This window comes from Pseudomonas fitomaticsae (assembly GCF_021018765.1).
GTDB lineage: Bacteria > Pseudomonadota > Gammaproteobacteria > Pseudomonadales > Pseudomonadaceae > Aquipseudomonas > Aquipseudomonas fitomaticsae.
This window is the reverse complement of the sequence record NZ_CP075567.1, coordinates 2,594,342-2,618,219: the sequence shown is the minus strand read 5'-3', so window position 1 is coordinate 2,618,219 and position 23,878 is coordinate 2,594,342. Positions and strand designations below refer to the sequence as shown.

Below are 23,878 nucleotides of genomic sequence, written 5' to 3'. Positions count from 1 at the left end.
CCTATGGCGCAATTCGAATGGCGCACCTCGTTGTGCGCACCTGATTTCCCGGCAGCGGCCTATGAAGCGCTGCGCCTGCGGGTGACGGATCACACGCCGTTCAACAGCCTCGACTGGCTGTGTGCGGCAGAGCAGGCGCTCGATGCGCACGAGCGGCTGCATGTATTGCTGGGTTGGGAAGCAGACGAATTGCGCCTGTGCCTGCCACTGGTGGCGAGCCGTGAACGGTTCTTCGGCTTGCCGTTTCGGGTGGTGCATCACTTGGGTTATCCGCTGGCCGATCGCCTGGCGTTGCTATCACGGCTGAACGCCGACGACATGCGTCAGGCCCTGCGGCTGATTCGCCAGCAAGTGCCCCACGCTCTGCTGCAACTCAACGAAATCGCCGAGCCGGTCGGCGACGAAAGCGTGCTCACCGAATGGATGGCCCACAGCTCCACCGGCGAACGTCGCTTGAGCTGTCGGGTGCCGGTGCACCTGATCAGCGACGCCGACCGCCAGGAAGTCTCGGGCGATCCGCGCTACAAACTGCGTCGGGCGCGCAAACGGATTGCCGCGTGCGGCGCTGAAGTGCGGCGGATCACGCCCGACGCGACCAGCATGGGCCCGTTGCTGCAGGTCATCAGCGAAGTCGAAGCGGTGAGCTGGAAAGGCGACGAAGGCGTCGGGATCTTTGCCAGCGAGCGCAGCCGCCGTTGCATGGAAAACGCTTTCACCGCCCTCGCCGCTTCGGATCGGGTGCGCGTGGTGATGCTGGAGCTGGACGGACGTTGCATCAGCTATCGGCTCGGCCTGTTCGAGCAGGGCCGGCTCTACGATTACAACCTCGCCTTCCTGCCGCCATACGCCGACCTGGGCAGCGGCCGGGTGTTGCTGGAGGAATGGATTCGCTGGGGGCTGGATGACAACTGGCGCTGGATCGATGCCTCGCGGGTCAGCCTGGAAAACTCCAGTCATCAACTGCACGAACGCATGACCGGGCAACTGGAGCACTGGCGCTGGAGCTTCTACTCGTGGCGCCCCAGCGGCCTGTTGCTGGGGCTCGGGCTGCGCGTCTGGCACCGGCTCAAGCCTGCGTTGCAACAATGGCGGGCGAAGCGTGCGGCGGCCAAAGCGGCAGTCATTGCGACACCTGTGATCAACCCCACCAAGGAGGGCGAACATGCCTCGCCAAGTCATAGTCAACGCTGACGATTTCGGCCTGAGCCCGAACGAAAACGCGGTGATCCTCGGTGCGTTCCAGGCCGGGGTCATCAGTTCCGCCACCGCCATGGCCAACATGCCGGCGTTCGAAGCGGCCTGCGCCATGGCCCGGCTGCCGCTGCTGGAAGGCCGGATCGGCCTGCATTTCAACCTGACCTACGGTCGACCCCTGAGCCGGGCCATTCTCGAGCGTCGCACCTTCTGCGACAGCCACGGCGTGTTCGACCTCAACCTGCCTCGCCACAGCCTGTGGCTGGGCCGGGAAGATCGCGAGGCGGTGCAGGAAGAATTGCAGGCGCAGTGGCAACGCTGCGTCGATCACGGCGTGCGTCCCAGCCACCTTGATTCGCATCAGCACGTGCACAACATCTGGCCGATCGGCGAGATCGTCGCGCGCTTCGCTGCCCATCAAGGTGTACCGGTGCGCCTGGCGCGCAACCTGGGGCAAAACCTCAGCCTGCCCAAACGCGTGTTCAAGGGTTTGCTCAACCGTCGGTTGCAAGGTCTGGCCGGGGCCACGGCGGATTATGTCTGCACACCGGTGGACCTGCGCAACGCCCCCGCGCCGACCGACGGCGTGCTGGAAATCGTCGCTCATCCGAACCAGCTCGGGGCGGATTTCGGTGACGCCTATCTGCAACCCGGAGAGTCCCTGAGCCGCGTGCTAGAGCAGCGGCTGGCGGGGGTTCCACGGGTTTCCTATGCCGATCTGAACAAGGAATTTCTACGCGGTGCCGAGGCACTCTGAACCGTTACACAACTTGCAATACATTCAAAGCTGGCGCTTTGACATGAACTTGCAGGGCTGATCTATACCCACAAAAGCGTCATCCACAACACCCGGGCTCCGGCCTCGGAGGGCATCATGAGCGTCATTGAAAAGCTGCGTGAACGTATCAAGCAAAAAGGCCTGGGCCGCACCTTCGGCACGTTGTGGAAACGCTACGTGTTCTTCCATTGGGAACTGTTGTGGATGGAGCGCGACCTGGTCAGCCCGGTACCGCCGCACAAGCTGCGCCCTTACGACGGCCTGCGCAAAGTCGATATCACCGCCGAGAATGCCGGCGCGTTCGCCAGACACTTCGGTGACCGCGTTGAGACCATGGCCGAACTGGCCCGCGAGGGCCACACCGGGCACATGTACCTGGACGCCGACGGCCATGCGGTCGGATTTATCTGGGGCAGCACTCGTGACTACCACGACCGCCACTATTACGGCTGCACCTTCCCGGTCAAACCCGGCGAGTTCTTCGAGTTCGGCGGTGAAATGATTCGCGCCTACTTCGGCAGCAGCCTGTCGGTGGACGTGCAGGTCGCCCTCTGGGAAGCCATGGCCGCCCAGGGTTGCAACAAGGTGGTGGACGTCTGCGAGACCCACAACATCCCGGCGCTGAAACTGCACATCCGCATGGGCTATCACGAACAGGGCCGCGTCACCCACGTCTATTGCCTGTTCGGCAAATGGCGCTTCTTCCGCGAAACCCGCTACGAAGGCTCACGCCTGGACCCGCTGCGCAAACCGGGACGGCCGGTGGTGACGGCGGCTGCGCAGGCTTGAGATTTGTGGCGGCTTTACCGCCGCCTTCGCGGGCAAGCCCGCTCCCACAGTGTTTGCGGCGTACACAAATATGTAGTTCACCGAGAATTACTGTGGGAGCGAGCTTGCTCGCGAAGGGGCCCGTAAGTTCAACACACCTCTTCGCTAGTACTTCAGCTTTTAATGACTACCAACGTAAAACACATCGGCATCTGCGCCTCGCGGTTCTGGTACTGGTCATACACTTCTTCCCGGTTCGAGTGCGGGTATTCCTTGAAGTGCGTGATGTTCAGGCCGGCCTCGAGGGCGGCAGTGAAGATCGCGCCGAGGGTGTGCACGAACCAGTAGGACTTGGCCGCCGGCTGTTCGACCTTGCCGACGTAGACGATCGGCTCCTCCTGCACGAACGGTTCTTCGCGGAAATACGAGCTGGCAAGACGAAACGGGTCTTCGGCCTCGGGGTCGACCATTTCCAGGAACGGGTGGGTTTCGTAGATCACCAGCCGTCCGCCCGGTTTGAGGGTGGAAGCGACGTGGCGGAAGAATTCGCCGATGTCGGGCATCCAGCCAAAGACGCCGATGGTGATCAGCGCGACGTCGAATCGGGCGCGCAGCGATTCAGGCAAATGATGAATATCGGCCTCGATGAAGTCGGCCTTGTGCGGCGAACGCTTGTTCAATTCGCGGGCCTGTTCGAGAAACGCGCTCGACTGATCGACACCGACCACGCTCCGCGCGCCAAGGGCGAACAATGACAGGCTTTCGCGGCCGTTGTTGCAACACAGCTGCACGACGTCTTTGCCATCGACACCGACCTGCTCGAGCAAGCCGCGAAGGGTGTCGTCGAGGCAGGAAAAATCAGCCTGCGCGACTTCGGTCAGCAAGGCCTGCCAGTCGGGGGAGTCCTGGTGATGACGGGCCGAATCGTTCCACGCCTGACGATTGCTCTCGACGGCGTTTTTATTGTTTGGCACTTCCATGGCGCACTCCGGGCGATGCTCTTGATTGAGCGGCCCGAGTCTAGTTCAGCCTCGCGCAACAGGTTGTTGCGAACTTGTAAGCCGACAACACTCGCACCAGCGCCTGCAACAACGCCTGCACGGCTGGCAGCTATAGTTAATAGCCTTGGGGAAATCCGCTTCCACAGGTGCTGCCATGGGAATGTTCAATCGACTGCTGTTGTCCGCCTGTCTGCTCGCCGCCGCCCAGGCCCAGGCGCTGGACAGCAACTTCAACTACTACGGGTCGGACCAGCCTTTTGCCCACCCCGCTCCGCCGTCGCTGTCCGCCGAGCCACCCCGGCCGTTCGATGACGCGTCGCCGCAGGATTTCATCGTCATCCCGGATCGCCATGTGTTCCATGACTCGCAGCTGCCCACCGTGGCCGATGCAACGGTGCGGGTGTTTATCCGCACCTACGATGCCGAGCGCGGCATTTACGTCAACGACGAAGTGCTGGACCCGACGTGCGTGCTCGAATGCCTGAGCCCGCCGAATCCACGCAGCAACGCCGTTTACCACTGACGCTTGTCCGGGCGCGCCAGGCCGAGTTTTTCGATGCGGTAGCGCAGCATGTCGCGGCTCAGGCCCAGCAGGCGCGCCGATTTGGTGACGTTCCAGTCGGTCTTGTCGAGCATCTTGCGCACCATGTCGCGCTCGACCTCCGGCAGGTTCATCGATTCGGTGTTGCTCGCCGGGCGCGGTTCGAAGTGCGTGTGCGGCACCTCGTGCTGATGTTGCGGTGGCAGGTCATCGCACAGGCTCATGCACACGTTCAGTTGATGCGCGGCGATGGTGTCGCTCGGCGCCAGCAACACGGTCTGTTCGAGCATGTTGCGCAGTTCGCGCACATTGCCCGGCCAGGTGTAACTGAGCAGCAGCTCCTCGGCCTGATCGCTGAAATGCAGGTTCGGTTTGCCATAGCGTTTGCCGTGGCTGGCGAGGAAGTGCCGGGCCAGCAGCAGGATGTCTTCGCCACGGGCGTACAGGCGCGGCACCTTGATCGAGATGATTCGCAGGCGGAAAAACAGATCACGGCGGAACTTGCCCTGCTGAACCATCTGCTCAAGGTTGCAATTGGTCGCACTGATCACCCGCAGGTTGACCTTGCGCTCCTTCACCGAGCCGACCCGGCGAATGGTGCGATCTTCCAATAGCTTGAGCAGTTTGGCCTGCAACAGCAGGTCCATTTCGCCGATCTCGTCGAGAAACAGCGTGCCGCCGTCCGCCGCTTCCACCAGTCCGACCCGGCGATCCTTGGCATCGGTGAACGCGCCTTTTTCATGCCCGAACAATTCCGACTCCACCAGGTTGGACGGAATCGACGCACAGTTGAATTCAACGAACGGGCCTTTGCTGCGCGGGCCGTCGAAGTGCAGCGCGCGAGCCACCAGTTCCTTGCCGGTACCGGTTTCGCCTTCCACCAGCACCGGCGGCAGGTCGGTGTTGGCCATGCGCCGCTCGGCGTCGAGCAACTGGCCGATGGTGTTTTTCAGATACTGCATCGGTGCGGACTCGCCGATCAACGCCTGCACCCCGGATTTCTGCGCCTCGCGATCCTGATAAAACGACAGCGTGCGTTCCATCCGTTCAGTGGCCAGGGCCTTGTCCAGCAGCAGTTTGAGCTCCGGCAGCGCGACCGGTTTGGTGACGTAATGAAAGGCGCCCTCCTTCATTGCGACCACCGCGTCTTCGACGTTGCCGTAACCGGTCATCATGATCACTTTCAGTTCCGGCGCGCTGATGCGCAGCTTCTGGATCAGATCGTGACCACTCATGCCCGGCAGCGAGTTGTCGGTCAGGACGATGTCCGGCATGAAGCTTTCCAGTTGCCCCAGCGCGTCCTCGGCCGAGTGGCAGACCGTCACCTCGAAGTCTTTGCGCTCCAGGTAGGTCTGAATATTCTCGGCCAGCAGTTCGTCATCCTCGACCAGCAGAATGCTGTGTTCCATATTCCCCTCCCGATGCCACTCTAAAGTTGAGACTGACGCGGGTTCCTTCCTGCTCCCGGCTGGTCAGGACGACCGAACCCTGAAACCGCTCCATGATTCTTTTGACCAGCGCGAGGCCGACCCCGAGGCCGCCCTGCTTGGTGGTGAAAAACGGTTTGAACACCAGTTGTTGCTGCTGCGCGCTCATGCCTTTGCCGGTGTCGCTCAGGGTCATGCGTACCTGACCGGATTGCGGTGTCTCAATCTCGACGCCCAGCACGCCTCCCTTGGGCATCGCTTCCAGGGCGTTGGCGAACAGGCTATTGAGAATTTGCGTCAACAGCACCTTCTGGCTGACAACCGGCGGGCAATCTTGTGGCGTGAATCGCACTTCGACGCCATTGCGCCGGATCAGCGCGTCAAACGCCCCCAGGGTGTCTTCGACCGCCGCCAGCAATTCCACCGCCTCGCCGTCGTCACTCATCGGGCGCAACGACACCAGCAGCTCGCGCACCCAGCGCGACATGCGGTCGACCTGGCTGATGATGTCGCCGATGTTGCGCTGCGCGCCCGGGCTGGCGATTTCCTGGGCCAGTTCGGCGCTGGAGCGAATGGTCGCCAGCGGATTGCGCAGGCTGTGGGCCACCGCCGAAGACATCTCGCCCAATGCAACAAAGGTTTCATTGCTGATCAGTTGCTGTTGCTGGCTCTGCAACAGGGTCGAGGCGCGCCGCACGATCCAGAACAAGCCGAGATAAATCGCCGCGCCGCCGAGGATCGTCGCGGCCCAGATCGAGGCGAACCCACGGTCGATACGGTCCACCAGATCCGCCGGTTCCTTGTAGATCTCGACCATGGCGACGACTTTGCTTTTGTCGGCGTTGAACATCGGGATGTAGTTCTCGATGAACAGGTATTTGGGTTCGCGGGACAGCCGCTGCTCGGGCTTTTCGTCGTCGATCTTGTGGTAGCTGGAAGACACCGGCACCTTCATCTCGAACGACTCGTCCAGCTCCTCGTCATCTTCGATCCTGACGTTGATCAGCTCGGGGTTGGTCGACCAGATGATCGTACGGTCCAGCGCATAGACCGTTGCCAGCAAAACGTCCGGCAAGTGTTCGACATGATCGAGAAACTCGGCGCGGGCCGACGCATGGGACAGCGGGTCGACGTCGGGGTAGTTCCCGTCCTGGCGCGGGTCGAGCATCTCGCCCATGGTCCGTTGCGGCGTGATGTTGGCGTGACGCATTTCCGCATCGCCGATGGCCTGCACGAATTGCGCGGTGAGCAGCGCATCGCGCTCCACGCTTTCAGTGACCACGAAGCGCGTGGAGATATAACCCAGCCCCAGCGCCACGGCGGCGATGATGAAAAAACTGGCCAGCGAGAACCAGCGCAGCAGATTGAACTGCCCGCCCCAACTCTTGATGGCTGCCAACGCTACGTTCGGCGCTGTTGTTTTGTGTTCTTCCAGTCGCTGCATGGGAATGCCCTGGCGTTTTTGTGTCGAGCCCGTTACAGCCGCCTTCTCGAATGAGTGTAGGTGGCAATGACCGTGACACACGGTTCAATAATGCTATTTAGCCGCTACTGCATACGACTCACCGCTTCGCTTGCAGAGCCCGGTTTTACTGGCGTCAACGCCCCGTCGGCCAAGGGTTGCACGGACGGATGCTGACGCTCGGTTTCGGCACTCAGAAAGTCGATGACCGATTGCGCTGAAGCTTCATCCAGACGCAGATTCGGCATCGGGATACGCTCGTATTGCTCGAATAGTTGCAGTGCGATCGGGTCTTTCTCCGCCAGCACACGATCCGGTTCGCGGATCCAGCGATTGAGCCAGGCCGGGTCACGCTGACGGGTCACGCCGATCAGGTCCGGGCCTATGTTGCGCATGCCGATGCCTTCGCCGTCCTGCGGGCCGAGGCTGTGACACGAAGCGCAGCGGGTGCGGAACAGTTCTTCGCCATTGCTCGGCGGACGAATCTGCGGGGCGTCGGCGTAGCTTTCTTCGGTGCTGGCCTGTTTCCAGTTCTGCAGCGTGTTGGCGAGCTGGTCGGCGAGGATCCACGGGTTCTCGAACGGCGAGGCTTTCATCCAGCGCCCGGTGCTCTGGTTGCCGACGATCAGGCTCAGGTTGTGATCCTTGGTGCGGCCGTTGTCGACGCCTTCGATAAACAGCCCGAGCTTCTTGCGCAGTTCGGTGACGTCTTCGAACTCGCCAGTAAGGAATTTCCAGCCGGGGCCGACCTTGAAGCGTTGCGAATAGGCCTTGAGCACTTCGGGGGTGTCGCTCAGCGGATCGATGGTGATCGAGTAGAAAAAGATGTCTTTCCCGACCCGGTCCCCCAGCAGTTTCTGCACCTGGCGCAGGCGCGCGGTTTCCAGTGGGCAGGAGTCGCTGCACGAAGTGAAGATGAAGTTGATCACCACCACCTTGTCTTTGATCAGGTCATCGAAAAAACGCACCTGCTGGCCGTCCTGATCGGTCAGCAGGGTGTTGGGGAAATAGTCGCCACCCCAGGGGGTGGCGGACTCGCGGGCGCCTTCGGGCTGCGCCTGATGGGCGATGAGCACCTGACTGCCGAGCAGGCAGGTCACCAGCACCAGAATCAGGTGCATGCCCAGGGCGCGGGAGCGCGGCGTTGGCTGGGTCATGTCGGCTCCCTCCCTGCTCATGGTTTCACGGTCACTTGCGGGCCGAAGCCGTCGCCAGTGCGGAAGGTTGGCAGTGCGGCGGAGTTGACGTAGCGCACGCCATCCCAGCTCGGCAACGGTGTCGGCATCAACTGCAGTTGCCCGGGTTTTTCCAGGTCCCAACGCAGCAGCATCGAGTTGTCCTCATGCTGGGTGTTGTGACAGTGCTCCATGTAGGTCCCGGCAAACTCGCGGAAGTTGATCGCCATCTCGACGTTGTCCAGCCCGTCGGCTTCCGAACCGATCCGGTAGACGTCCTTGCGCGCCCATTTTTCCCACTCAGGCGGCGCCTTGCCGCCACGGCTGAGGATGATCCCCTCCTCGAAGTGCACGTGTACCGGGTGGCTCCAGCCCGTGCCGCCGGCCTTGATGTTCCACACCTCCAGGGTGCCGATGCCGCTGACCCCGGCGTCGGTCGGGCCGCTGGCCAGTTTGGTCGAGGCATTCAACCGGCGCGGGTCCATGTGGAAGCCGAAGCCGCCATCGGTCTTGATCGTCCACGGCGCTTCATCGGTACCGTCGGCGCGGCCGAAGGTGAAGGTCCGGTGCAGCGCCTTGGCGAGCAAGGCCTTGTCGGCAGCGTTGTCGCGGTGGATCTTCAGCGGAATCATCACCATGCCTTCCGCCTTGCCCGGTCTGGCGGGCTCGTAGGCGGCCGGGTTCATCGACAGATCCTGGCCGGTATAAGCCTTGACGTTCAGTTGCAGGACCTTGCCCACCACCGGGTCGCCCCGGTCCCATTGCGGGCCTTTGCTGGTCTGCTTGATGACCGCCAGGTATTTCTCCGACAGCACGTCGGCCAGCGGGATCACTTCTTTCGGGCCCTTGCCGTCGTCCTGGGCTTGCAGGTTGACAAAGAACAGCTTGTCGCCCGGTTTGATGCCGTTTTTCGCGAAGTTGACGATGATGTCGAACCGCTCGGCGATGCCCTGGGTCGGCAGGATCGCGTTGTGGTTCTGCTTGTCGCCGTCGGCATCCAGGTCCATCGAGCCGTCGAACGGCACGCTGTGTTCCATGATGTTGCCGTCGTTGGCGATCATGTGGAACGGCACGCGGCTGTAAGACACGCCGGAGTTTCTCGGTCCCTGGAACTCACCACTGGTGCCTTTGACTTCACGCACCAGCGCGAGCTTGAAGTAGCGCGACACCGAACCATTGAGGAGGCGGAAGCGATAACTGCGCGCCCGCACGTCGAGGGTCGGTTTCCATTGCCAGTTGACCAGCACCTGATCGCCAATGAAGCCGTCGGTGTTGAACGGGTTGAACCACAGCTGGCCCTGTTGATCCCAGGCCTTGTCGGCGAACACCAGGTTGACGTCGTAGTCGCGGTTGCCCCACGGCAAGGCGCTGCCGCTGGGGAAACGCAGGTTGACGCCGTCGTTCACCGATTCGTTGCCACGGTCGAGGGCGCTGTAGTAGTTCATCATCGCCGCGTTGCCCTTGTAGACGTTCTGCGCGGTGAAATCGAGCATGTGGTCGTGGAACCAGTGGGTGCTCATGGTTTCGCGCCAGTCACCGCGAATCTTGATGGTGCCGTGGTCGCAGGTCTTTTTCGCAGGCTGCAGGTCGTTGACCCACAGGGTTTCCCCCGGTGCGCACGGGAACGCCGCGCGTGGGTCTTCAGCCTTGGTGTTGATGCTGTCGTAACCGGCGAGCTGGATCGGCCAGCGATAGTCGTAGTACTGGCCGGGGAAGAAGAATGCGTTGGCATAACCGTCGCTTTCCGCCGGTGCGTGGCCATTGTGCTCGTGGGTGGTGATGGTGTGCAGACCGAAACCACGGTTGGCGGAAGGGTCGATCGGCAAGCCGTTGTAGTGACGCATCAGCACCGGCTGGCCGTAGCGCACCATCAACAGTTTCGGCGGCAGCGTACCGTCGAAGGTCCACACCGAGTTGTGGTCCTGCACCGGCATCGCCGGGTGGAACCGCGCATCGACGCCCTTGGCTGTGCCATCGGTCGCCGGTACACCCGCGACGTTGTGGTACAGACCGCCGGGGCCGAACTCGCCCACTGCGTACCCGTGCATCTGCCGACTGTCACGCAGGCCACCGTTCAGACGCGCGCCGGTCTGCACGGTCTTGTAGGCGACTTGCGGGTAGAACTCGTTCCAGCGCTGGTGGGCCCAGCCTTTTCCTGGTGGCCGACCTTCGGCGGACGAACCGATATGACGGTTGAGGAACAGTTCGATCTGCGCCTGCCACGGATTGCGGTCAACCGTGTTGGCGAACTGACTCGGAAACGGCGTGAGCCCCGGCTGACGCAGGAATGCATCCAGCGCCGTGCCGGGTGGCGCGCTGCGGGCGATGTTGTTCGGGTCTTGCGCCGGTGCCGGGCCAATGGCGGCCGGCGGGAAGCTCAAAGGCGCGGCCGGTGTGGTCGGGTCGAGTTTTTCCGGGCCGAACTCTTCGAACAGCACCAGTTGCTGAGTGAACGGCTGGGCACCGTACAGCGGGCTCGGCTTGCCGTTGGTGGGGTAATTGAAACTGGTCTGGACGGTGGGCGGCAGGATGTTTTCCATGCGCGTCGTGTTGCGCGTGCCTTTGACCCCGTCAGGCAGATCGAAGGAGTCTAAGTTGGCCTCGGGCATCGTCAGGATTGCATTGAGCGCGCCAGCGCGGTCTTCGGGCTCGTCGTAATAGGCCGACGGGTCGGACGCTTCCGGCTGATTCTCGTCGTCGATCGGGCTCGCTCGGACCGCGGTCATCTGGCCAAGGGCCAACATCAGGAAGACGCTCAGTGGCGTCAACAGGAACAGCTTTTTGGGGTCACGCATTGCTCTGTCCATCACCATCCGCCTCATCTAAGGAAGGGGTGATGGTGTTTTGCAATTACCTCGCCAAAAAATCATTTCCAGTTGTAACAGGGACTTGGGCGCGCTGTTGCATTCCCCACTCCCCGGTGACCGGGGCCTGACACCCACTGCTGGGGGGAAGTTCACCCCAATTTACTGGATGAGCTGAAACGCCAGACGAACGGTGGTGCCCTCGCCTTCGCGGCTGTCCAGACTTACTCCGCCGCCGAAGCGTTCCATGATCCTCTTGACCAGCACCAGCCCCACGCCGAGGCCGCCCTGCTTGGTGGTGAAGAACGGCCGGAACGCCATGCTGCGCTGTTCCTCGTTCATGCCTTTACCGGTGTCGCTGAGCATGACGCTCACGCCACGGCTGTCGCTCGGTTCGAGGGTGATGGTCAGCGTGCCGCCCTTGTCCATCGCCTCCAGCGCATTGGCCAGCAGGCTGTTGAGGATTTGCGTGAGTTGTACCGGCTGGCTCAGCACCATCGGCGTCTGCTGAGGTTGAAACACCACCTGCACGCCGGCCCTGGCGATCTGCTGCTCGAACGCCGTCAGGCTGTCGTGCAGCGCCGCCACCAGGTTCACCGGTTCCGGGTCGTCATTGAGCGGTCGCAACGATTGCAGCAGTTCGCGCACCCACTTCGACATGCGGTCGACCTGGCCGATGATGTCTTTGATGTTCTTCTGCGCCGGCCCCGCGTCGAATTCCAGCGCCAGCTCGGCGCTGGAACGGATGGTCGCCAGCGGGTTGCGCAGGCTGTGAGCCACCGCCGAAGACATCTCGCCCAATGCGACAAAGGTTTCGTTGGCGATCAGTTGTTTTTGCTGGGCCGCCAGCAGGATCGCCGCCCGCCGCACGATCCAGTACAGCCCCAGGTAAATCAGCCCGCCGCCCAGCGCGGTGGCCAGCCAGATCAGCGTCAGCCCTCGCTCCATGCGGGCAATCAGGTCTTTGGGCTCTTTATAGATCTCGACCATCGCCGTGACGTTCTTGCCCTCGGCGTCGAACAGCGGAATGTAGTTTTCGATGAAGATGTATTCCGGCGGCACCACGAACTTCTGTTCTTCACGGCCCTTGTCCACATCGTGATAACTCGCCGACACCGGAATCTTTTCATCGAACGCCCGGTCGAGGTCTTCGTCGGCATGAATACGGGTGTTGACTAGCGCGGGGTTGGTCGACCAGATCACGGTACGATCCGGCGCATAAATGTTGGCGAGGATCACATCCGGCAAATGCTCGATGTGATCAAGAAACTCGCCTCTGGCGCTGGCTCGGGCCTGCGGGTCGACATCGGGAAAATCGTTGTCCTGACGCGGGTCGAGCAACTCGCCCATGGTGCGGATATTGGGAATCGAGACGTGGCGCACTTCCGCCGACGCGATGGCCTGAATGAATTGCGCAGTCAGCAAGGCATCGCGCTGCACGCTTTCTTCGATCACGAAGCGCGTCGACACCGCCCCGAGCGCCACCGCCACGGTGCCGATCACTGCCATGCTGATCAATGAAAACCAGCGCAACAGATTGAACGGCTGCTTGCGCGAGTTCAGCCGCTGGCTGCCCTCCTCGATCGGTAGCGATTTTGACTGCATGTTCATGGCGGCGACTTCCAGATACGTCCCTATAGGGTTATAGCCCACGGTTGGGTGTTTGCCCGGATGCGGGTGCCCCACAAGCCCCCCGGATAACCACAAAACCCTGTGGGAGCTGGCTTGCCAGCGATGGCGTCGTGTCAGTCACTACTTTGGGCACTGGAAGTCCGCTATCGCTGGCAAGCCAGCTCCCACAAGGTCAGGTGTAGCACCCGCCCCCCACAACCCCCAATGCTGGGGACAGTCGCCCTATCCGGGCGTGTGTCCTTTTCCCCACGCCAAGCCGCGAGCCCTTGCGCCACGGGCCTTTGCGGCCGGTTGGCGCATCGTTGGTATGGAAGTTGTAAAGCCCTCTGCAACTGACCCATCCCCAAGGGGCAGGTACTTTGATAGAGGGATTAACTCATGCACCCTTTACTGTCCAAAACCGCGACCGTCCTGGTCGTGAGCGCCTTGGCCCAGGGCATTGCCCAGGCCGCTCTGTTCGCCGTCGACCCGGGTCCCTACACACCGGCCAATGGCGGTTTCGCCAGCTGGTATCAGGACACCCACGGTCGCACCCTGGATCTGTGCCTGTCCAAAGCACTCAGCTCCCGCGTGCCGAGCACCCCGGGCGCCCCGTCATACATGTGCTCGCTGCTGCCGACCCCGGGCGTGTTCGATGACGCGCAGCCGATCGTGTTCCCCACCAATTTCCCCGATGAAGCGTTCTGGTTCACCGGCGAAACCACCATCGTCGATGCGGCACGCGGGATCGATCTGGGTTACGTCAGCGCCGTCGAAGCCGCCTTCGCTGCCGAAGAACCGGTGGAAGGCGATCAGGTCAGCTTTGCGCGAATCCGCATCCGGGTTGATGTGCCCACCGCTGGCACCTACGTCATCACCCACCCCTACGGTGTCGACGTGTTCACCGTCGACACCCCCGGTCGCCGCGCCATCAACATGACCCGCGACATCGGCATCGGTACCCCGCAAACCTACGACGGCGCCCTCAAGGGTGACATCGGTCCGTTCCTGCGCAGCGTCAACGGGCCGTACACCGAGACCAACCCGGTGACCGGCGCAGCCGAGCAGTTTGTTGGCGATCCGAACCTCAACGAAGCCGTAACCGGCAGCCCGTTCAACACCAACTACGTGCGCATCGAAGGCCCGGGCGGCATCGACCTGCGCAGCACGACTTTCGCCGTGTCCGGCAAGTTGTCGACAGTTGTGCGGCCAACGCCTCTGATCACCGAGCGCAGCACCTACTCGCGCAAGCCCGGCGAAAGCGCACCAGTGGCCCAACAAGACGTGTTCGTCAAAGCCCCGCCCGCGCCGGGCACCGCCGCCATCACCAGCAGCACGCCCGTGGTGAACATGACAGAAGCCGACAGCACCGGCAGCTGGTATGCGCAATCGGCGGTCAACCCGACCTTGCCGACCGTGCTGCAAGTGACCGCCGACAACCACCTGGCGATCGCCACCAGCTCGCCGACCACCCTGCCCATGACCCTGACCGACCTGGTGGTGATCCAGCGCGCCGAGTACAGCCTCAGTTCCGGGCAATTGACCGTGGTGGCCTCGACCAGTGACGAAACTTCGCCACCGGTGCTCACCGCCACCTCCGACACCGGCGCCGCTATCGGTGCGCTGGGTGGCGACGGTGCGGAGAAAACCCTGGCCACCGGGATCACGCCGATACCACCGGCCAAGGTTCGAGTGACGTCGTCCAACGGCGGCAGCGATACCGAAGAAGTGGTCATCGTGCAATGAACGCTCACATGCCCAGATCCGCATCAGGAGGCATCATGAACAAGTGGCCACGCTTCGCGCTCAACGCGCTCGGGCTGACAATCTCGCTGACCGGCAGTGCGTTCGCGCAACTGGCCGCCGTCGATCCCGGCCCTTACACCTTCGCCACCGGGAAATTCCCGATGTGGTACCAGGACAACAACCAGCTGTCGATGGAACTCTGCCAGTCCCGCGCCGCCAGTTCGCGGGTGCCGGCCAGCACCCCGCCGGCCTACATGTGCACCCTGCTGCCGGAGCCGGGCGTCTTCGATGACAGCCTGCCGATGGTGTTCCCGGACAACTGGCCGCCGGAAGCCTTCTGGTTCCTGGCTGAAACCGCGATCCCCAACAACGGCGCCGGTTTCGGTGTCGACGCCTACGTCGCAGGCATCGAAGCGGCGTTCGCCTCGGAAAATCCGGTCGATGGCGATCAGCAAAGCTTCGCGCGGATCCGTATCCGGGTGAACGTCCCGGTGGCCGGTACCTACACCATCACCCACCCGTACGGCGTTGAAACCGTCAACGTCACCACACCGGGTCGACGAGCAATCAATATCACCAAGGACGTCGGCATCGGCGCGCCGGGCAACTTCAGCGGTGCGCTCGACGGCGCCATCGGCCCGTTCCTGCGCAGCATCAACGGCCCGTACACCGAAGTGAACCCGGACACCGGCGGCATCGAAACCTTCGTCGGCGACCCGAACCTCACCGAAGCGGTGACCGGCAGCCCGTTCAATACCAACTTCCTGCGGATCGATGGTCCGTCGGGCGCCGGCTCGATTCAGACCAACCTGTTCACGGTCGCCGGCAAGGTCCTCGACAACCGGCAACAGACCCATGTCGCCGTCGACCGCGCCACCTATCGCCGGACCTCGGCCGGTGTGCGCGCCGAGGTGTTCGCCAAGGCTGACAGCAGCTCAACCCTGTGCTTCCGTGAAACCCTGGCGCTGCTGCCCGGCCCGCCGCCGACGCCGTGCCAGACCAGCCTGCTGGGTGACAACAACGGGCTGTTCTTCGGCCAGCGCCTGGGCACCGGCACCCTGCCATCGGTGGTGGTCGTGACCGCCACCAATCCGGCCGGCACTACCCGTCCGACCGCTGTCTCGGCCAAGCTTACCGACGTGGTGAAAATCCAGACTGCCCGCTACAGCTGGGCCAACCACAGCCTGCTGATCGAAGCCACCTCGACCGATGAAGTCGCGGTGCCGGACATGGTTGCCCAGGGCTACGGACGCCTGTCGAAAACCGGGACCCTGCAAAAGATCACCGTCGCCGACCTGACCCAGCCTCCAGCCACCGTCACAGTCAAATCCGCCGCCGGCGGCAGCGACACCGAGCCAGTCGTGGTGGTCGGTGCAGCACCGGACACCGGTGAAAACCAGGCACCGCTGGCCAACGCCGACACCGGCAGCACCAGCTTCGGCGTGCCGATCACCCTCAGCCTGTTGACCAACGACAGCGACCCCGACGGCAATGTGCCGCTGAGCATCACTGCCCTCACTCAACCGGCGGCCGGCCAAGGCACCGTAGCCCTGAACGGCACCACGTCGGTGGTCTACACCCCGCCAGCCGTGGTCAATACTCCTCTGACCACCACCTTCACCTACAAGGCCCAGGACAACAAAGGCCTGGCCTCGGCCAATCCGGCGACCGTGACGGTGACCGTCGCGCCCAACCGGCCACCGACCGCCGTCGCCGACAGCGTCGCCACGCTGGGTGTCGCCATCCCGATCAACGTGCTGGCCAACGACACCGATCCAGAAGGCAACACGCCGCTGGGTGTCGCCAGCCTGACCCAACCGGCCGTGGGCCGGGGCACGGTCAGCACCGACGGCACGGTAATCACCTACACCCCACCGGCCACCGTGACCACGGCCTTCACCACGACCTTCACCTACATCGCCCGGGACAGCTTCGGCGCCCAGTCGACGCCGGCGACTGTCACGGTGCAAGTGTCGCCACGGCCAGCGGCGGAAACCTTCACGATCACCACTTCGACCGTGCAGGCCCGTTCCGGCGGCCGCTTCAACTGGGACTTCGCCGGCACCTCGTCGGTGACCACCGGCAACACCATCACCGTGCAGGTCACCACCCCGAGCGGATTGGTGACGCTGGGTACAACCACGGTGCCGGTGACCGGACGCTGGCGGCTGACGCTGAACAACACGCTGGTCGTGCCATCGGCTAACCCGACCGCCACCATCCGTTCGTCCCAAGGCACCGTGCGCACGGTGTCGGTAACCACCCTCTGAGCCCACGCCCCACCCACCCCACACCGTTCAATGCGGAGTGGGTGGGGCCCGCTCAGCCCGGATTTCAGCTTCAGGACAACACAGGACAACGCCATGAACACGCCGACCGCCGCCCTGCTTTGCCTGCTCGCCCTGTGCGTCAGTGCGGGCGTGCGCGCCGACGACCTGATGGAAAACGAGGACCTGGCGCCCAACAGCGCCGATCTCGGCGAACTGCCGCCCCCCGTGGGCCAGCAAGCCCTGATCGACCAGAACGGCCAGGTCAACCTGGCGCTGCTCTCGCAGAACGGTCAGTCGCTGCTGGGCAAGATCGTGCAGTCGGGCAGCAATCAGGAGGCGTACATCCTGCAACAAGGCAGCGACCTGATGGCCTTGATCACGCAAAACGGCTCCGGCAACGCCGCGTCCATCACGCAAACCGGCAGCCACAACCGTGCGCAGATTTCGCAAAACGGCAACAACAACGACGCCAGCATCGAGCAGGCCGGCACGGGGCTGCAAAGCGCCGTGACCCAGTCGGGCAACGGCATGAGCGTTTCGGTCAAGCAATATCGCTAAGCACTGCAATCATCGGAGAGTTCATCATGTTCAAACTGACGCCCCTCACCGCCGCCATCCTGGTCATGATCAGTGCCCAGGCCATGGCCGACGACAGCCTTTCCACCCAGAGCCAGTTCGGTACGGCCAACATCGCTGATGTGAAGCAGACCCAGGCCCCGTTCAGCACCGCGACCCAGACCCAACTCGGCCAAGGCAACAACGCCGCCGCCGTGCAAGACACCGCCACCAGCGTCATCACCCAAGACGCGGTCGGCGACTACAACGCCGGTTACGCCGAACAGCTTTACGAAGACAACAGCACCATCACCCAACAACAGACCGGTGCCTTCAACACCGCCCACGCCAGCCAGTCCCTCGGCTTCGGCGCCGGCAACCAGGCCCTGCAACAACAGCAAGGCACCGGCAACTTCTCGTTCGTCTATCAAGACTCGCAGAACGGCAGCGAAGGCAAGACCTTCCAGTTCGGCGACAGCAACGAAGCCAACATCGAGCAACTGTACGAAGGCACCGGCAACAGCTCGGTGATCACCCAGTACGGCACCGCCAACTACGGCACCGCCGAACAAGTGCTGCACAACGGCGGCCAGATCGGCATCAACCAGGCCGGAGAAACCAACTACGCCTACGGCGACCAGCGCAACGGCACCGGCGGCAACATCACCATCAACCAGTTCGGCAACCTCAACGGCACCGAAATCTGGCAAGACTCGCAACTGGCAAGCCAGGCCACCGTCAACCAGTACGGCGACAGCAACGAAACCGTGGTCGACCAGAGCTTCGGCGAAAACAACACCGCCGCCGTCACCCAGGTCGGCAACACCAACGCCATCTACGCCGACCAGTTCGAGTCGGTCAACTCGACCCTGGCGCTCTATCAAGTCGGCAACGGCAACGTACACTTCACCTACCAGAACGGCGACAGCCACACCCTCAACGCCACCTCGGTGGGCAACGACAACAAGGTCTACGCCAGCAACTGGAAAGGCCCGCAACACGGCGGCCAGTTCGGCAGCAACCAGCGTGCGACGGTCAATCAGGCCGGCAACGGCAACATCGCCAGCTTCACCCAGGACGGCGTCGGCCACATCATGACCACCAACCAGACCGGGACCGGCAACAAAACCACGGTCAGCCAGGCGGACTCCTACAACGAGCTGTACTTCGACCAGAACGGCAGCGACAACATCCTCATCGCCGACCAGCGCGGCACCACCAACCTGGTTCAGGGCTCGTCGAACGGCTCAGGCAACAGCGCCGAATTCGATCAATCCGGCACCGGCAACCAGGCCTACACCGCGCAACTGTATGGCAGTGACAACATGATCACCGTGAAACAGGCTGACACCATGAACGTGGCGTACGTGACCCAGGGCGGGACGGGGAACATTGCCAATGTGGATCAGAGCGGGATGACGCAGACCGCGACCATTCAACAGTTCGGGTCGGCTAACCAGGCGACGGTTTTGCAGCAGTAAGTGTTGGGTGTTGGAAAACCGCGACCTGTTGAGGGTCGCGGTTTTTTTTGTGCTGACGCTTGAGTGGCGTCCTACGGAAAACGGAACGTTTTCAGAAATTCGCGGAGTTTTCTGACGAATTCTGGCGGTTGGCCGTCGGAAGTGCAGGCTCTAGGATTTGCCGGGACAACTTGATCCCCATGGAGCTTGGCCTACATGCAATTCATCCAGACAGCGACGACAGCGATACCGTTACCGAATAGACTTCCAGGCACCAAACCCGGAGGTTCCATGATCGACCCGTCTTTGATCGACCCACTATGCCCGGTTGTTTCGGATCTTGATCCTGAGGAACAGGCTGCGAGTTATGACCGTTGGTTTCGGGCCGAAGTACAGGCCTCTCTCGATGATCCGCGTCCGAATATTTCGCATGACCAGGTGATGGCTGAGATACATGCCTTGCTCAAGGCAAAAGACAATGGTTTCGAGGTCGATTGAGTGGAGGCCCGAAGCACGGGCCAAGCTGATGCTAATTATCGACTTCATAACAGAAAGACATCCCAGAGCAGCCAGAGAGCTCGTCAGGGCGATTGGAAAAGCTGCATCCAACCTTCTGCCTCTATCGAACCGGTCGGATCCCCGGCACTCGAGAAGCTGTTGTACATTCGAGTTATCTGATCATCTATCGGGTAACTGATCGAATAGAAATCGTGAACGTACTGCACACGCGTCAGGAGTACCCGCGACGTCGTTTTTTCTAGTACGTTGCTCGCTCCGTTCCAAACAAAAACCGCGCTCCTGTCAGGGATCGCGGTTTTTTCGTATTACCGCTGCGTGAGCCTCACCCCGCCTCATGCTTTCTTCGTTTGTCCTCCATCAGGGCCGACATTTCAGCCATCACCTTTTCATTCGGAATGCTGGGTCGTGGGTCATCGATTGAAGCCTGTATTTTGGCAATCAACCAGCGGTCGTAGCTGGCGGCCTGCTCTTCGCTTTCGAAGTCTGAAACGATTGTGGAAATCAGGGGATCCATGGTGGCTCCGGATTGAAAGTGAAAAACGCGACCCGTTGCTGGGTCGCGTTTTTTATTGGGGATGTGCTGGATCAGTCCTTCAGCTCGACGTGATCCAAGGCCTGATTTACGGCCAGTTCACCTAGCATGAGGATCTGTGCGATGCCCAAGGCAGTCTTACGGTGGGCCGGGTCGAGGGTGGCGGCGAAGTTGTTGAGCATTTCGCTGGCCGAGCCCAGGGACTCGCTGGCGTTGGCGAGCAGGGATTCGGTGTTGTAGGCCGGGTTGGCGAGGTACATCGGGGCGGGTTCGTTGACGCTGCCCATGATGTGGGCGCCGGGGCAGAGGTAATGATCGAGGGCGCGTTCGGCGGCTTCGTGCAGTTTTCTGGAAGTGGTGGAGGTGTATGGGGAGGTTGGGTCGGTTTCGGGGTTGGCTTGGGTTTCGGGTGGGTTGGGTGTTGGTTTCTTCATGATTTTTTACCCTGTATGACGGTTATAGCTGGCCCTATTCGGTTTCCAAGCGAATAGGTGGCAGCTGTACGCAGGCTGGAAACCCGGGACAGAGCAACCCGGCAGACACGAGGTCTCCTACGCACAGCCGCCATAACAAAGTGCACACCATGAGGGTGCGCAGGATACGTTATGAATGGCGCTTGTGCGCTCTGTTGTTATGCGGGTTTCCATGCCCGATCGCTGAATTGGCAGCGACCGAAACAGGCTAGAGCCCGCGCTTCCGACGGACAACCTGAAAACCTTGTGGGAAGGTTCGATGTATTCAGACACGTTTTTAAACAGAACTTCAGGACGCTGGCCCTCACCCCAGCCCTCTCCCGGGGGGAGAGGGAGCCGACCGAGTTGTTCATTCGAGTTACATCGACCTGAACCATCGAGTTGAACTCAAGCTTTCAAAACAAAAAAATCAAAACCAAGCTCATCTACACAGTCTTGCACCCTCACCCAACCAAACGATGAGCGTTAGCTCGAGTACCGCTTTTGATCTTCGGGCGACGTCGGAAGGCTGAGTGGAGGGATTCATCCGGGGTGGGAGCGCAGCGACCGTTTGGCGAAGCCAAACACATCGAGAGGAGGTGCAGCGAAGCAAACCGTAGGCGATGCCCCCCGGATGAATCCCGGAGCGAAGGAACCCCGAGCTTTAGCGAGCGGGCCGGACGTAGGAGCAAGCGTTTTTGGTTACTTTTGACTGGGCCGGCATTCCGGGCGTTTGTAAAAAGTGACCCGCCGTAAGGGCGGAACCCTAGGTGGTCGCTACCGCAGAAATGGATATGTACCCAGCCAGAAAGCCCCCCATCGACTGACCGGACGCCATCGCTGGCAAGCCAGCTCCCACAGCGTTCCGGGTACATTCGCAATAACGCCCGCCTGTGAAAAATAGCTATCGCCAGCAGGCTGGCTCCCACAATTTGAACCGGATACATCAGCCAGAACCTGGTCGGCCCGAAGGCCGCCACGTTCACTCCGCATCCGGATCAACCTTGTTCTGAGTCAGGTACCGATTCAAAACATCATCCTGCGAAGGCGTAGAAGCATCCCCCGCCACCTGCCACAACCGCCGCTCAATCCCCTGCGCCACCATATGCCCCACCGCCGCCTCGATCGCCGACAACACACACAACTGCGCCGGCTCATTAGTCGTATACCCCACCTCAGCCTCAAGCAACTTCTTGAACTCGATAAACTTGAAAATCCCCGCACTGCGCGCCACCGAATAAATCGTCTTGCTGGTCATCACATTCGCCAACACCTGCCCGCTACGCACATCCACCGCCCGCAAATTCACCGTCACCTGATCCACCCGGTACTCACGGGACAGATCAATCCCCAGATACCGCGCCCCTTCCCCACCGCTGCGCACGTTGGTGTCATAAGCGATGATCCCGCCCTCGAGCATCATGTTCGCCGCCTGCAACGGTGGCAGCTCACCCTGAATGTTCACCGGCGTATTCGGTTTTTTCTGCGAAGCCCGAATGATCTTGCGTTCAGTCAGCAGGTTCTGCAGCCCCTCACGTTCGAGCACCACAAACCAGCCGCTGGCCTGCATCGCGTCCATCAACATCGACGCCGCGCCCTGGGTGACGCTGGTGGAAAAGGAACTGGCCGGCGTCGGTTTGTACTGCCCGGTCTGGTCACGGAAGCCGTACACCACCGCCATCAACCGGCCCTTGGGTCGCGGCATTTTCAGCAAGTCGTAGTAGGTCGAGGCCCTGGGGGTCAGGGTCGGGGTATCGGTGTCCTGCTCGGCCGGCATCGGCTCGCGCAGACTGCACCCTTGTAATGCTGCCAACATCAGCCCTAGCGCTATTATTTTTTTCATGTCCATCACTCCCCGGAACCGTCATCCCGTCATGGGTTGAGGCCGTTCACCTGAATTTCGGAAACTTCGCCGCTCGCTCGGTCGGTCACCTCAATCGTGAGAGCCCCCGAGTCATCAACGACGTTGACGATAAAAGCGTCGGTGGACAGGCTCCCCGTGTTGCCGGTGGAGATGTTGTCCAGCAGTTGCCCCAGCAACCGCGACTGCAATTGACTGGTGAAACGTTCGAGTGCCGACGTGCCGGCCACCGTCGAGCGTTTCTTGAGATCAGGATCGTCGTGGTCGTTTTGCGCCTGGGCGTTGTTGAGCAACCAGGTGCCGTTGAGCGGGTTGCCGCCGAACGACGGGTTGACCGGCGTGTAAACCAGTTCGGTGGCCTGGACGGCAGCGGCGCTGGCAAGCCCGATCAACAACCCCGAGATCCAGAATCCGCTGCGCCGTGAGAACGTTGTCGTGTTCATAGTTCGTCCTTCTCAAGGTCGGTGGTGTCCTGCAACAGGGCTTCCAGCTTGCGCCGGACGACCTCCAGTCGAACCGAGTCGGCGGCCTCGTAGGCCTCGTCCTTCAGTTCCACGGTGTTCGGCGGCAGGAAGCGCCGATACACCAGGCGTTGTTGATACTCGACAGTCACCAGGCTCCCCCAGCGCGCGTCGGGGCGCTCGCGCACCACCAGGTTGAAATCCATGCGGCTGGTATCGCGCAGGCGCTCACTGAACGAGTAGTAAAAGTCGTGGCCGATGTGCGAGATCGTGTCGTCGACGATGAAGCCCATCATTTCGTCTTCTTCGCTGGCGCTGGCCAAAGACGCCACGGCCGCGAGGATCAACGCGCACCACACGTGGCGGCTCATGGCTGCAACGCCTGCGGCAATGCCGACTGGCCCTTCGCCGGGCCGTTGGTGCCATCGAGGAAGGCTTTCTCGGCCACGAACTGCCAGTCCGAATAACGCTGCATGCCTTCGAAATCCGACCACTGCGACGGGAAATCCGCCTGCTTCAACGGCACCTCGGTGGAGGCACTGTTGATGCCGGTGATGCGCCCGTCGAAACCCCGTTGCAGTGCCCATTCGCCGCCGCCGATCGGGTCCGGATAGAGTTGGCGCAGATGGTGCCGGGCTTCCGGAAAACGCTCGTCCTGCAGCAGGTCGACCAGTTCTTTCGGGTACTGCGCCAACCCTGGCGAGCTGCGGTAGTAGCTGCGCAGCGCCTGGGCGTACTGGGTGCCGACCCACAGCAGTTGCTTCTCGCGATCGCGGCGCGACACGGTCGACCACAACTCGCCGGCACTGGCCAGGCCCATGCCCATGATCACGATCAGGAACAGCACGCCCAGGTAGGTGAACCCACCCTGCTCCACGTGCTTACCACTCGGAATACTGGCTGCCATCACGCGCCCTCCCGGTAGCTCCGCTCTTGATGTCGGCGACGCCGCCCGCCACGCCGTCCGGCGGCGCGATCAGCACCCATTGATCATTGCGTTCGGTGATCGGGTCCAGCGGCGCATTGCGCAGGTAACGGGTTTCCACCAGTTGTTCGATGGAATCGGGATAGCGCCCGGTGTCGCCGTAGTAGTGATCCAGCGCCTCGCGCATGGCCGACAGGCTCTGGTGCAACGTGGTCTCTTTCGAGGCCTCGAGGCTGTTGAAGTAGCGTGGCAAGGCGATGGTCATCAGGGTCGCGATGATCGCCATCACCACCATCAGCTCGAGCAAGGTAAAACCCTTTTCCCGGCGCATGAGAA

The 23,878-nt window shown here is 61.9% G+C and carries 22 protein-coding genes and 1 pseudogene; 10 read left to right on the top strand and 13 right to left on the bottom strand.

Translation table 11 applies throughout. The features are described from left to right. Positions 1-3 precede the first annotated feature (3 nt). The 3 genes from KJY40_RS11920 to KJY40_RS11910 all read left to right on the top strand — a co-directional run bounded on the left by KJY40_RS11920 (position 4) and on the right by KJY40_RS11910 (position 2,761). A complete protein-coding gene (locus tag KJY40_RS11920; protein ID WP_230737004.1) occupies positions 4-1,191 on the top strand; it encodes a GNAT family N-acetyltransferase in 1,188 nt (395 codons plus the stop codon). Beyond that, the gene (locus tag KJY40_RS11915) at positions 1,163-1,951 is read left to right on the top strand and encodes a ChbG/HpnK family deacetylase (RefSeq protein WP_230737002.1); all 789 of its coding nucleotides are present in this window, start codon (positions 1,163-1,165) and stop codon (positions 1,949-1,951) included. Before KJY40_RS11920 ends, KJY40_RS11915 begins: the two co-directional genes overlap by 29 nt. 117 nt (positions 1,952-2,068) lie before the next feature. Then, positions 2,069-2,761 (top strand): GNAT family N-acetyltransferase, encoded by a 693-nt coding sequence (locus KJY40_RS11910; RefSeq protein WP_230737000.1) that lies wholly within the window; start codon positions 2,069-2,071, stop codon positions 2,759-2,761. A 152-nt stretch (positions 2,762-2,913) separates the two neighbouring features. Here the strand turns inward: KJY40_RS11910 and KJY40_RS11905 are convergent, their stop codons facing one another. After that, positions 2,914-3,720: a class I SAM-dependent methyltransferase gene (locus KJY40_RS11905; RefSeq protein WP_230736998.1), complete on the bottom strand. Its 807-nt coding sequence runs from the start codon at positions 3,718-3,720 to the stop codon at positions 2,914-2,916. 175 nt (positions 3,721-3,895) lie between these two features. On the opposite strand from KJY40_RS11905, the gene KJY40_RS11900 reads away from it, so the two are divergent. Continuing rightward, on the top strand, positions 3,896-4,264 hold the full coding sequence (locus KJY40_RS11900) for a hypothetical protein (protein WP_230736997.1): 369 nt from the start codon (positions 3,896-3,898) through the stop codon (positions 4,262-4,264). On the opposite strand, the gene KJY40_RS11895 is transcribed toward KJY40_RS11900, so the two are convergent. From KJY40_RS11895 to KJY40_RS11875, 5 genes are all read right to left on the bottom strand, one after another. Continuing rightward, entirely contained in the window at positions 4,255-5,691 is a 1,437-nt protein-coding gene (locus tag KJY40_RS11895; protein ID WP_230736995.1) for a sigma-54-dependent transcriptional regulator, read from the bottom strand. The genes KJY40_RS11900 and KJY40_RS11895 overlap by 10 nt on opposite strands. Beyond that, the gene (locus tag KJY40_RS11890) at positions 5,660-7,153 is read right to left on the bottom strand and encodes a sensor histidine kinase (protein WP_230736993.1); all 1,494 of its coding nucleotides are present in this window, start codon (positions 7,151-7,153) and stop codon (positions 5,660-5,662) included. The genes KJY40_RS11895 and KJY40_RS11890 overlap by 32 nt, the downstream gene beginning before the upstream one ends. A gap of 104 nt (positions 7,154-7,257) precedes the next feature. Next, positions 7,258-8,328: an SCO family protein gene (locus KJY40_RS11885; protein WP_407681993.1), complete on the bottom strand. Its 1,071-nt coding sequence runs from the start codon at positions 8,326-8,328 to the stop codon at positions 7,258-7,260. A gap of 17 nt (positions 8,329-8,345) precedes the next feature. Then, complete coding sequence (locus tag KJY40_RS11880; RefSeq protein ID WP_230736989.1) at positions 8,346-11,153, bottom strand: multicopper oxidase domain-containing protein; 2,808 nt, start codon at positions 11,151-11,153, stop codon at positions 8,346-8,348. A 159-nt stretch (positions 11,154-11,312) separates the two neighbouring features. Continuing rightward, entirely contained in the window at positions 11,313-12,761 is a 1,449-nt protein-coding gene (locus KJY40_RS11875; protein ID WP_230736987.1) for a sensor histidine kinase, read from the bottom strand. A gap of 399 nt (positions 12,762-13,160) precedes the next feature. On the opposite strand from KJY40_RS11875, the gene KJY40_RS11870 reads away from it, so the two are divergent. The 6 genes and pseudogenes from KJY40_RS11870 to KJY40_RS11845 all read left to right on the top strand — a co-directional run bounded on the left by KJY40_RS11870 (position 13,161) and on the right by KJY40_RS11845 (position 19,553). Beyond that, a complete protein-coding gene (locus KJY40_RS11870; RefSeq protein ID WP_230736985.1) occupies positions 13,161-14,507 on the top strand; it encodes a hypothetical protein in 1,347 nt (448 codons plus the stop codon). Positions 14,508-14,542: 35 nt separating this feature from the next. Next, positions 14,543-16,777: an Ig-like domain-containing protein gene (locus KJY40_RS11865; RefSeq protein ID WP_230736983.1), complete on the top strand. Its 2,235-nt coding sequence runs from the start codon at positions 14,543-14,545 to the stop codon at positions 16,775-16,777. Positions 16,778-16,870: 93 nt separating this feature from the next. Then, on the top strand, positions 16,871-17,335 hold the full coding sequence (locus KJY40_RS11860) for a curlin (RefSeq protein ID WP_230736981.1): 465 nt from the start codon (positions 16,871-16,873) through the stop codon (positions 17,333-17,335). 26 nt (positions 17,336-17,361) lie between these two features. After that, complete coding sequence (locus KJY40_RS11855; RefSeq protein ID WP_230736979.1) at positions 17,362-18,813, top strand: curlin; 1,452 nt, start codon at positions 17,362-17,364, stop codon at positions 18,811-18,813. Positions 18,814-19,083: 270 nt separating this feature from the next. Further along, a complete protein-coding gene (relB, locus tag KJY40_RS11850; RefSeq protein WP_085748459.1) occupies positions 19,084-19,290 on the top strand; it encodes a type II toxin-antitoxin system RelB family antitoxin in 207 nt (68 codons plus the stop codon). Then, positions 19,271-19,553: pseudogene (locus KJY40_RS11845) on the top strand (type II toxin-antitoxin system RelE/ParE family toxin). Before relB (KJY40_RS11850) ends, KJY40_RS11845 begins: the two are co-directional and overlap by 20 nt. A gap of 80 nt (positions 19,554-19,633) precedes the next feature. On the opposite strand, the gene relB (KJY40_RS11840) reads toward KJY40_RS11845, so the two are convergent. From relB (KJY40_RS11840) to KJY40_RS11810, 7 genes are all read right to left on the bottom strand, one after another. After that, positions 19,634-19,825, bottom strand: a complete 192-nt coding sequence (gene relB / locus KJY40_RS11840; protein WP_230736976.1) for a type II toxin-antitoxin system RelB family antitoxin — start codon at positions 19,823-19,825, stop codon at positions 19,634-19,636. A 71-nt stretch (positions 19,826-19,896) separates the two neighbouring features. Next, the gene (locus KJY40_RS11835) at positions 19,897-20,277 is read right to left on the bottom strand and encodes a DUF6124 family protein (protein WP_230736974.1); all 381 of its coding nucleotides are present in this window, start codon (positions 20,275-20,277) and stop codon (positions 19,897-19,899) included. A 1,000-nt stretch (positions 20,278-21,277) separates the two neighbouring features. Then, on the bottom strand, positions 21,278-22,138 hold the full coding sequence (locus KJY40_RS11830; RefSeq protein ID WP_011333438.1) for a CsgG/HfaB family protein: 861 nt from the start codon (positions 22,136-22,138) through the stop codon (positions 21,278-21,280). 29 nt (positions 22,139-22,167) lie between these two features. Next, positions 22,168-22,599 (bottom strand): curli assembly protein CsgF, encoded by a 432-nt coding sequence (locus KJY40_RS11825; protein WP_007956141.1) that lies wholly within the window; start codon positions 22,597-22,599, stop codon positions 22,168-22,170. Then, the gene (csgE, locus tag KJY40_RS11820; RefSeq protein WP_197870918.1) at positions 22,596-22,988 is read right to left on the bottom strand and encodes a curli production assembly/transport protein CsgE; all 393 of its coding nucleotides are present in this window, start codon (positions 22,986-22,988) and stop codon (positions 22,596-22,598) included. The genes KJY40_RS11825 and csgE overlap by 4 nt, the downstream gene beginning before the upstream one ends. After that, positions 22,985-23,524 (bottom strand): type II secretion system protein, encoded by a 540-nt coding sequence (locus KJY40_RS11815; RefSeq protein ID WP_007956138.1) that lies wholly within the window; start codon positions 23,522-23,524, stop codon positions 22,985-22,987. Before KJY40_RS11815 ends, csgE begins: the two co-directional genes overlap by 4 nt. Then, positions 23,499-23,873 carry a type II secretion system protein gene (locus KJY40_RS11810; protein WP_007956137.1) on the bottom strand — a complete coding sequence of 125 codons (375 nt, stop codon included), beginning with the start codon at positions 23,871-23,873 and terminating at the stop codon, positions 23,499-23,501. Before KJY40_RS11810 ends, KJY40_RS11815 begins: the two co-directional genes overlap by 26 nt. Positions 23,874-23,878: the final 5 nt, after the last annotated feature.

Coding starts and splice junctions, on each gene's coding strand:
- KJY40_RS11830 (WP_011333438.1), bottom strand. CDS start 22,138: ATGAAAAAAATAATAGCGCTAGGGCTGATGTTGGCAGCATTACAAGGG.
- KJY40_RS11900 (WP_230736997.1), top strand. CDS start 3,896: ATGGGAATGTTCAATCGACTGCTGTTGTCCGCCTGTCTGCTCGCCGCC.
- KJY40_RS11895 (WP_230736995.1), bottom strand. CDS start 5,691: ATGGAACACAGCATTCTGCTGGTCGAGGATGACGAACTGCTGGCCGAG.
- KJY40_RS11870 (WP_230736985.1), top strand. CDS start 13,161: ATGCACCCTTTACTGTCCAAAACCGCGACCGTCCTGGTCGTGAGCGCC.
- KJY40_RS11880 (WP_230736989.1), bottom strand. CDS start 11,153: ATGGACAGAGCAATGCGTGACCCCAAAAAGCTGTTCCTGTTGACGCCA.
- KJY40_RS11890 (WP_230736993.1), bottom strand. CDS start 7,153: ATGCAGCGACTGGAAGAACACAAAACAACAGCGCCGAACGTAGCGTTG.
- KJY40_RS11875 (WP_230736987.1), bottom strand. CDS start 12,761: ATGAACATGCAGTCAAAATCGCTACCGATCGAGGAGGGCAGCCAGCGG.
- KJY40_RS11885 (WP_407681993.1), bottom strand. CDS start 8,328: ATGACCCAGCCAACGCCGCGCTCCCGCGCCCTGGGCATGCACCTGATT.
- KJY40_RS11910 (WP_230737000.1), top strand. CDS start 2,069: ATGAGCGTCATTGAAAAGCTGCGTGAACGTATCAAGCAAAAAGGCCTG.
- KJY40_RS11835 (WP_230736974.1), bottom strand. CDS start 20,277: ATGAAGAAACCAACACCCAACCCACCCGAAACCCAAGCCAACCCCGAA.
- KJY40_RS11810 (WP_007956137.1), bottom strand. CDS start 23,873: ATGCGCCGGGAAAAGGGTTTTACCTTGCTCGAGCTGATGGTGGTGATG.
- KJY40_RS11825 (WP_007956141.1), bottom strand. CDS start 22,599: ATGAACACGACAACGTTCTCACGGCGCAGCGGATTCTGGATCTCGGGG.
- KJY40_RS11865 (WP_230736983.1), top strand. CDS start 14,543: ATGAACAAGTGGCCACGCTTCGCGCTCAACGCGCTCGGGCTGACAATC.
- KJY40_RS11905 (WP_230736998.1), bottom strand. CDS start 3,720: ATGGAAGTGCCAAACAATAAAAACGCCGTCGAGAGCAATCGTCAGGCG.
- KJY40_RS11915 (WP_230737002.1), top strand. CDS start 1,163: ATGCCTCGCCAAGTCATAGTCAACGCTGACGATTTCGGCCTGAGCCCG.
- relB (WP_230736976.1), bottom strand. CDS start 19,825: ATGGATCCCCTGATTTCCACAATCGTTTCAGACTTCGAAAGCGAAGAG.
- csgE (WP_197870918.1), bottom strand. CDS start 22,988: ATGAGCCGCCACGTGTGGTGCGCGTTGATCCTCGCGGCCGTGGCGTCT.
- relB (WP_085748459.1), top strand. CDS start 19,084: ATGATCGACCCGTCTTTGATCGACCCACTATGCCCGGTTGTTTCGGAT.
- KJY40_RS11815 (WP_007956138.1), bottom strand. CDS start 23,524: ATGGCAGCCAGTATTCCGAGTGGTAAGCACGTGGAGCAGGGTGGGTTC.
- KJY40_RS11920 (WP_230737004.1), top strand. CDS start 4: ATGGCGCAATTCGAATGGCGCACCTCGTTGTGCGCACCTGATTTCCCG.
- KJY40_RS11855 (WP_230736979.1), top strand. CDS start 17,362: ATGTTCAAACTGACGCCCCTCACCGCCGCCATCCTGGTCATGATCAGT.
- KJY40_RS11860 (WP_230736981.1), top strand. CDS start 16,871: ATGAACACGCCGACCGCCGCCCTGCTTTGCCTGCTCGCCCTGTGCGTC.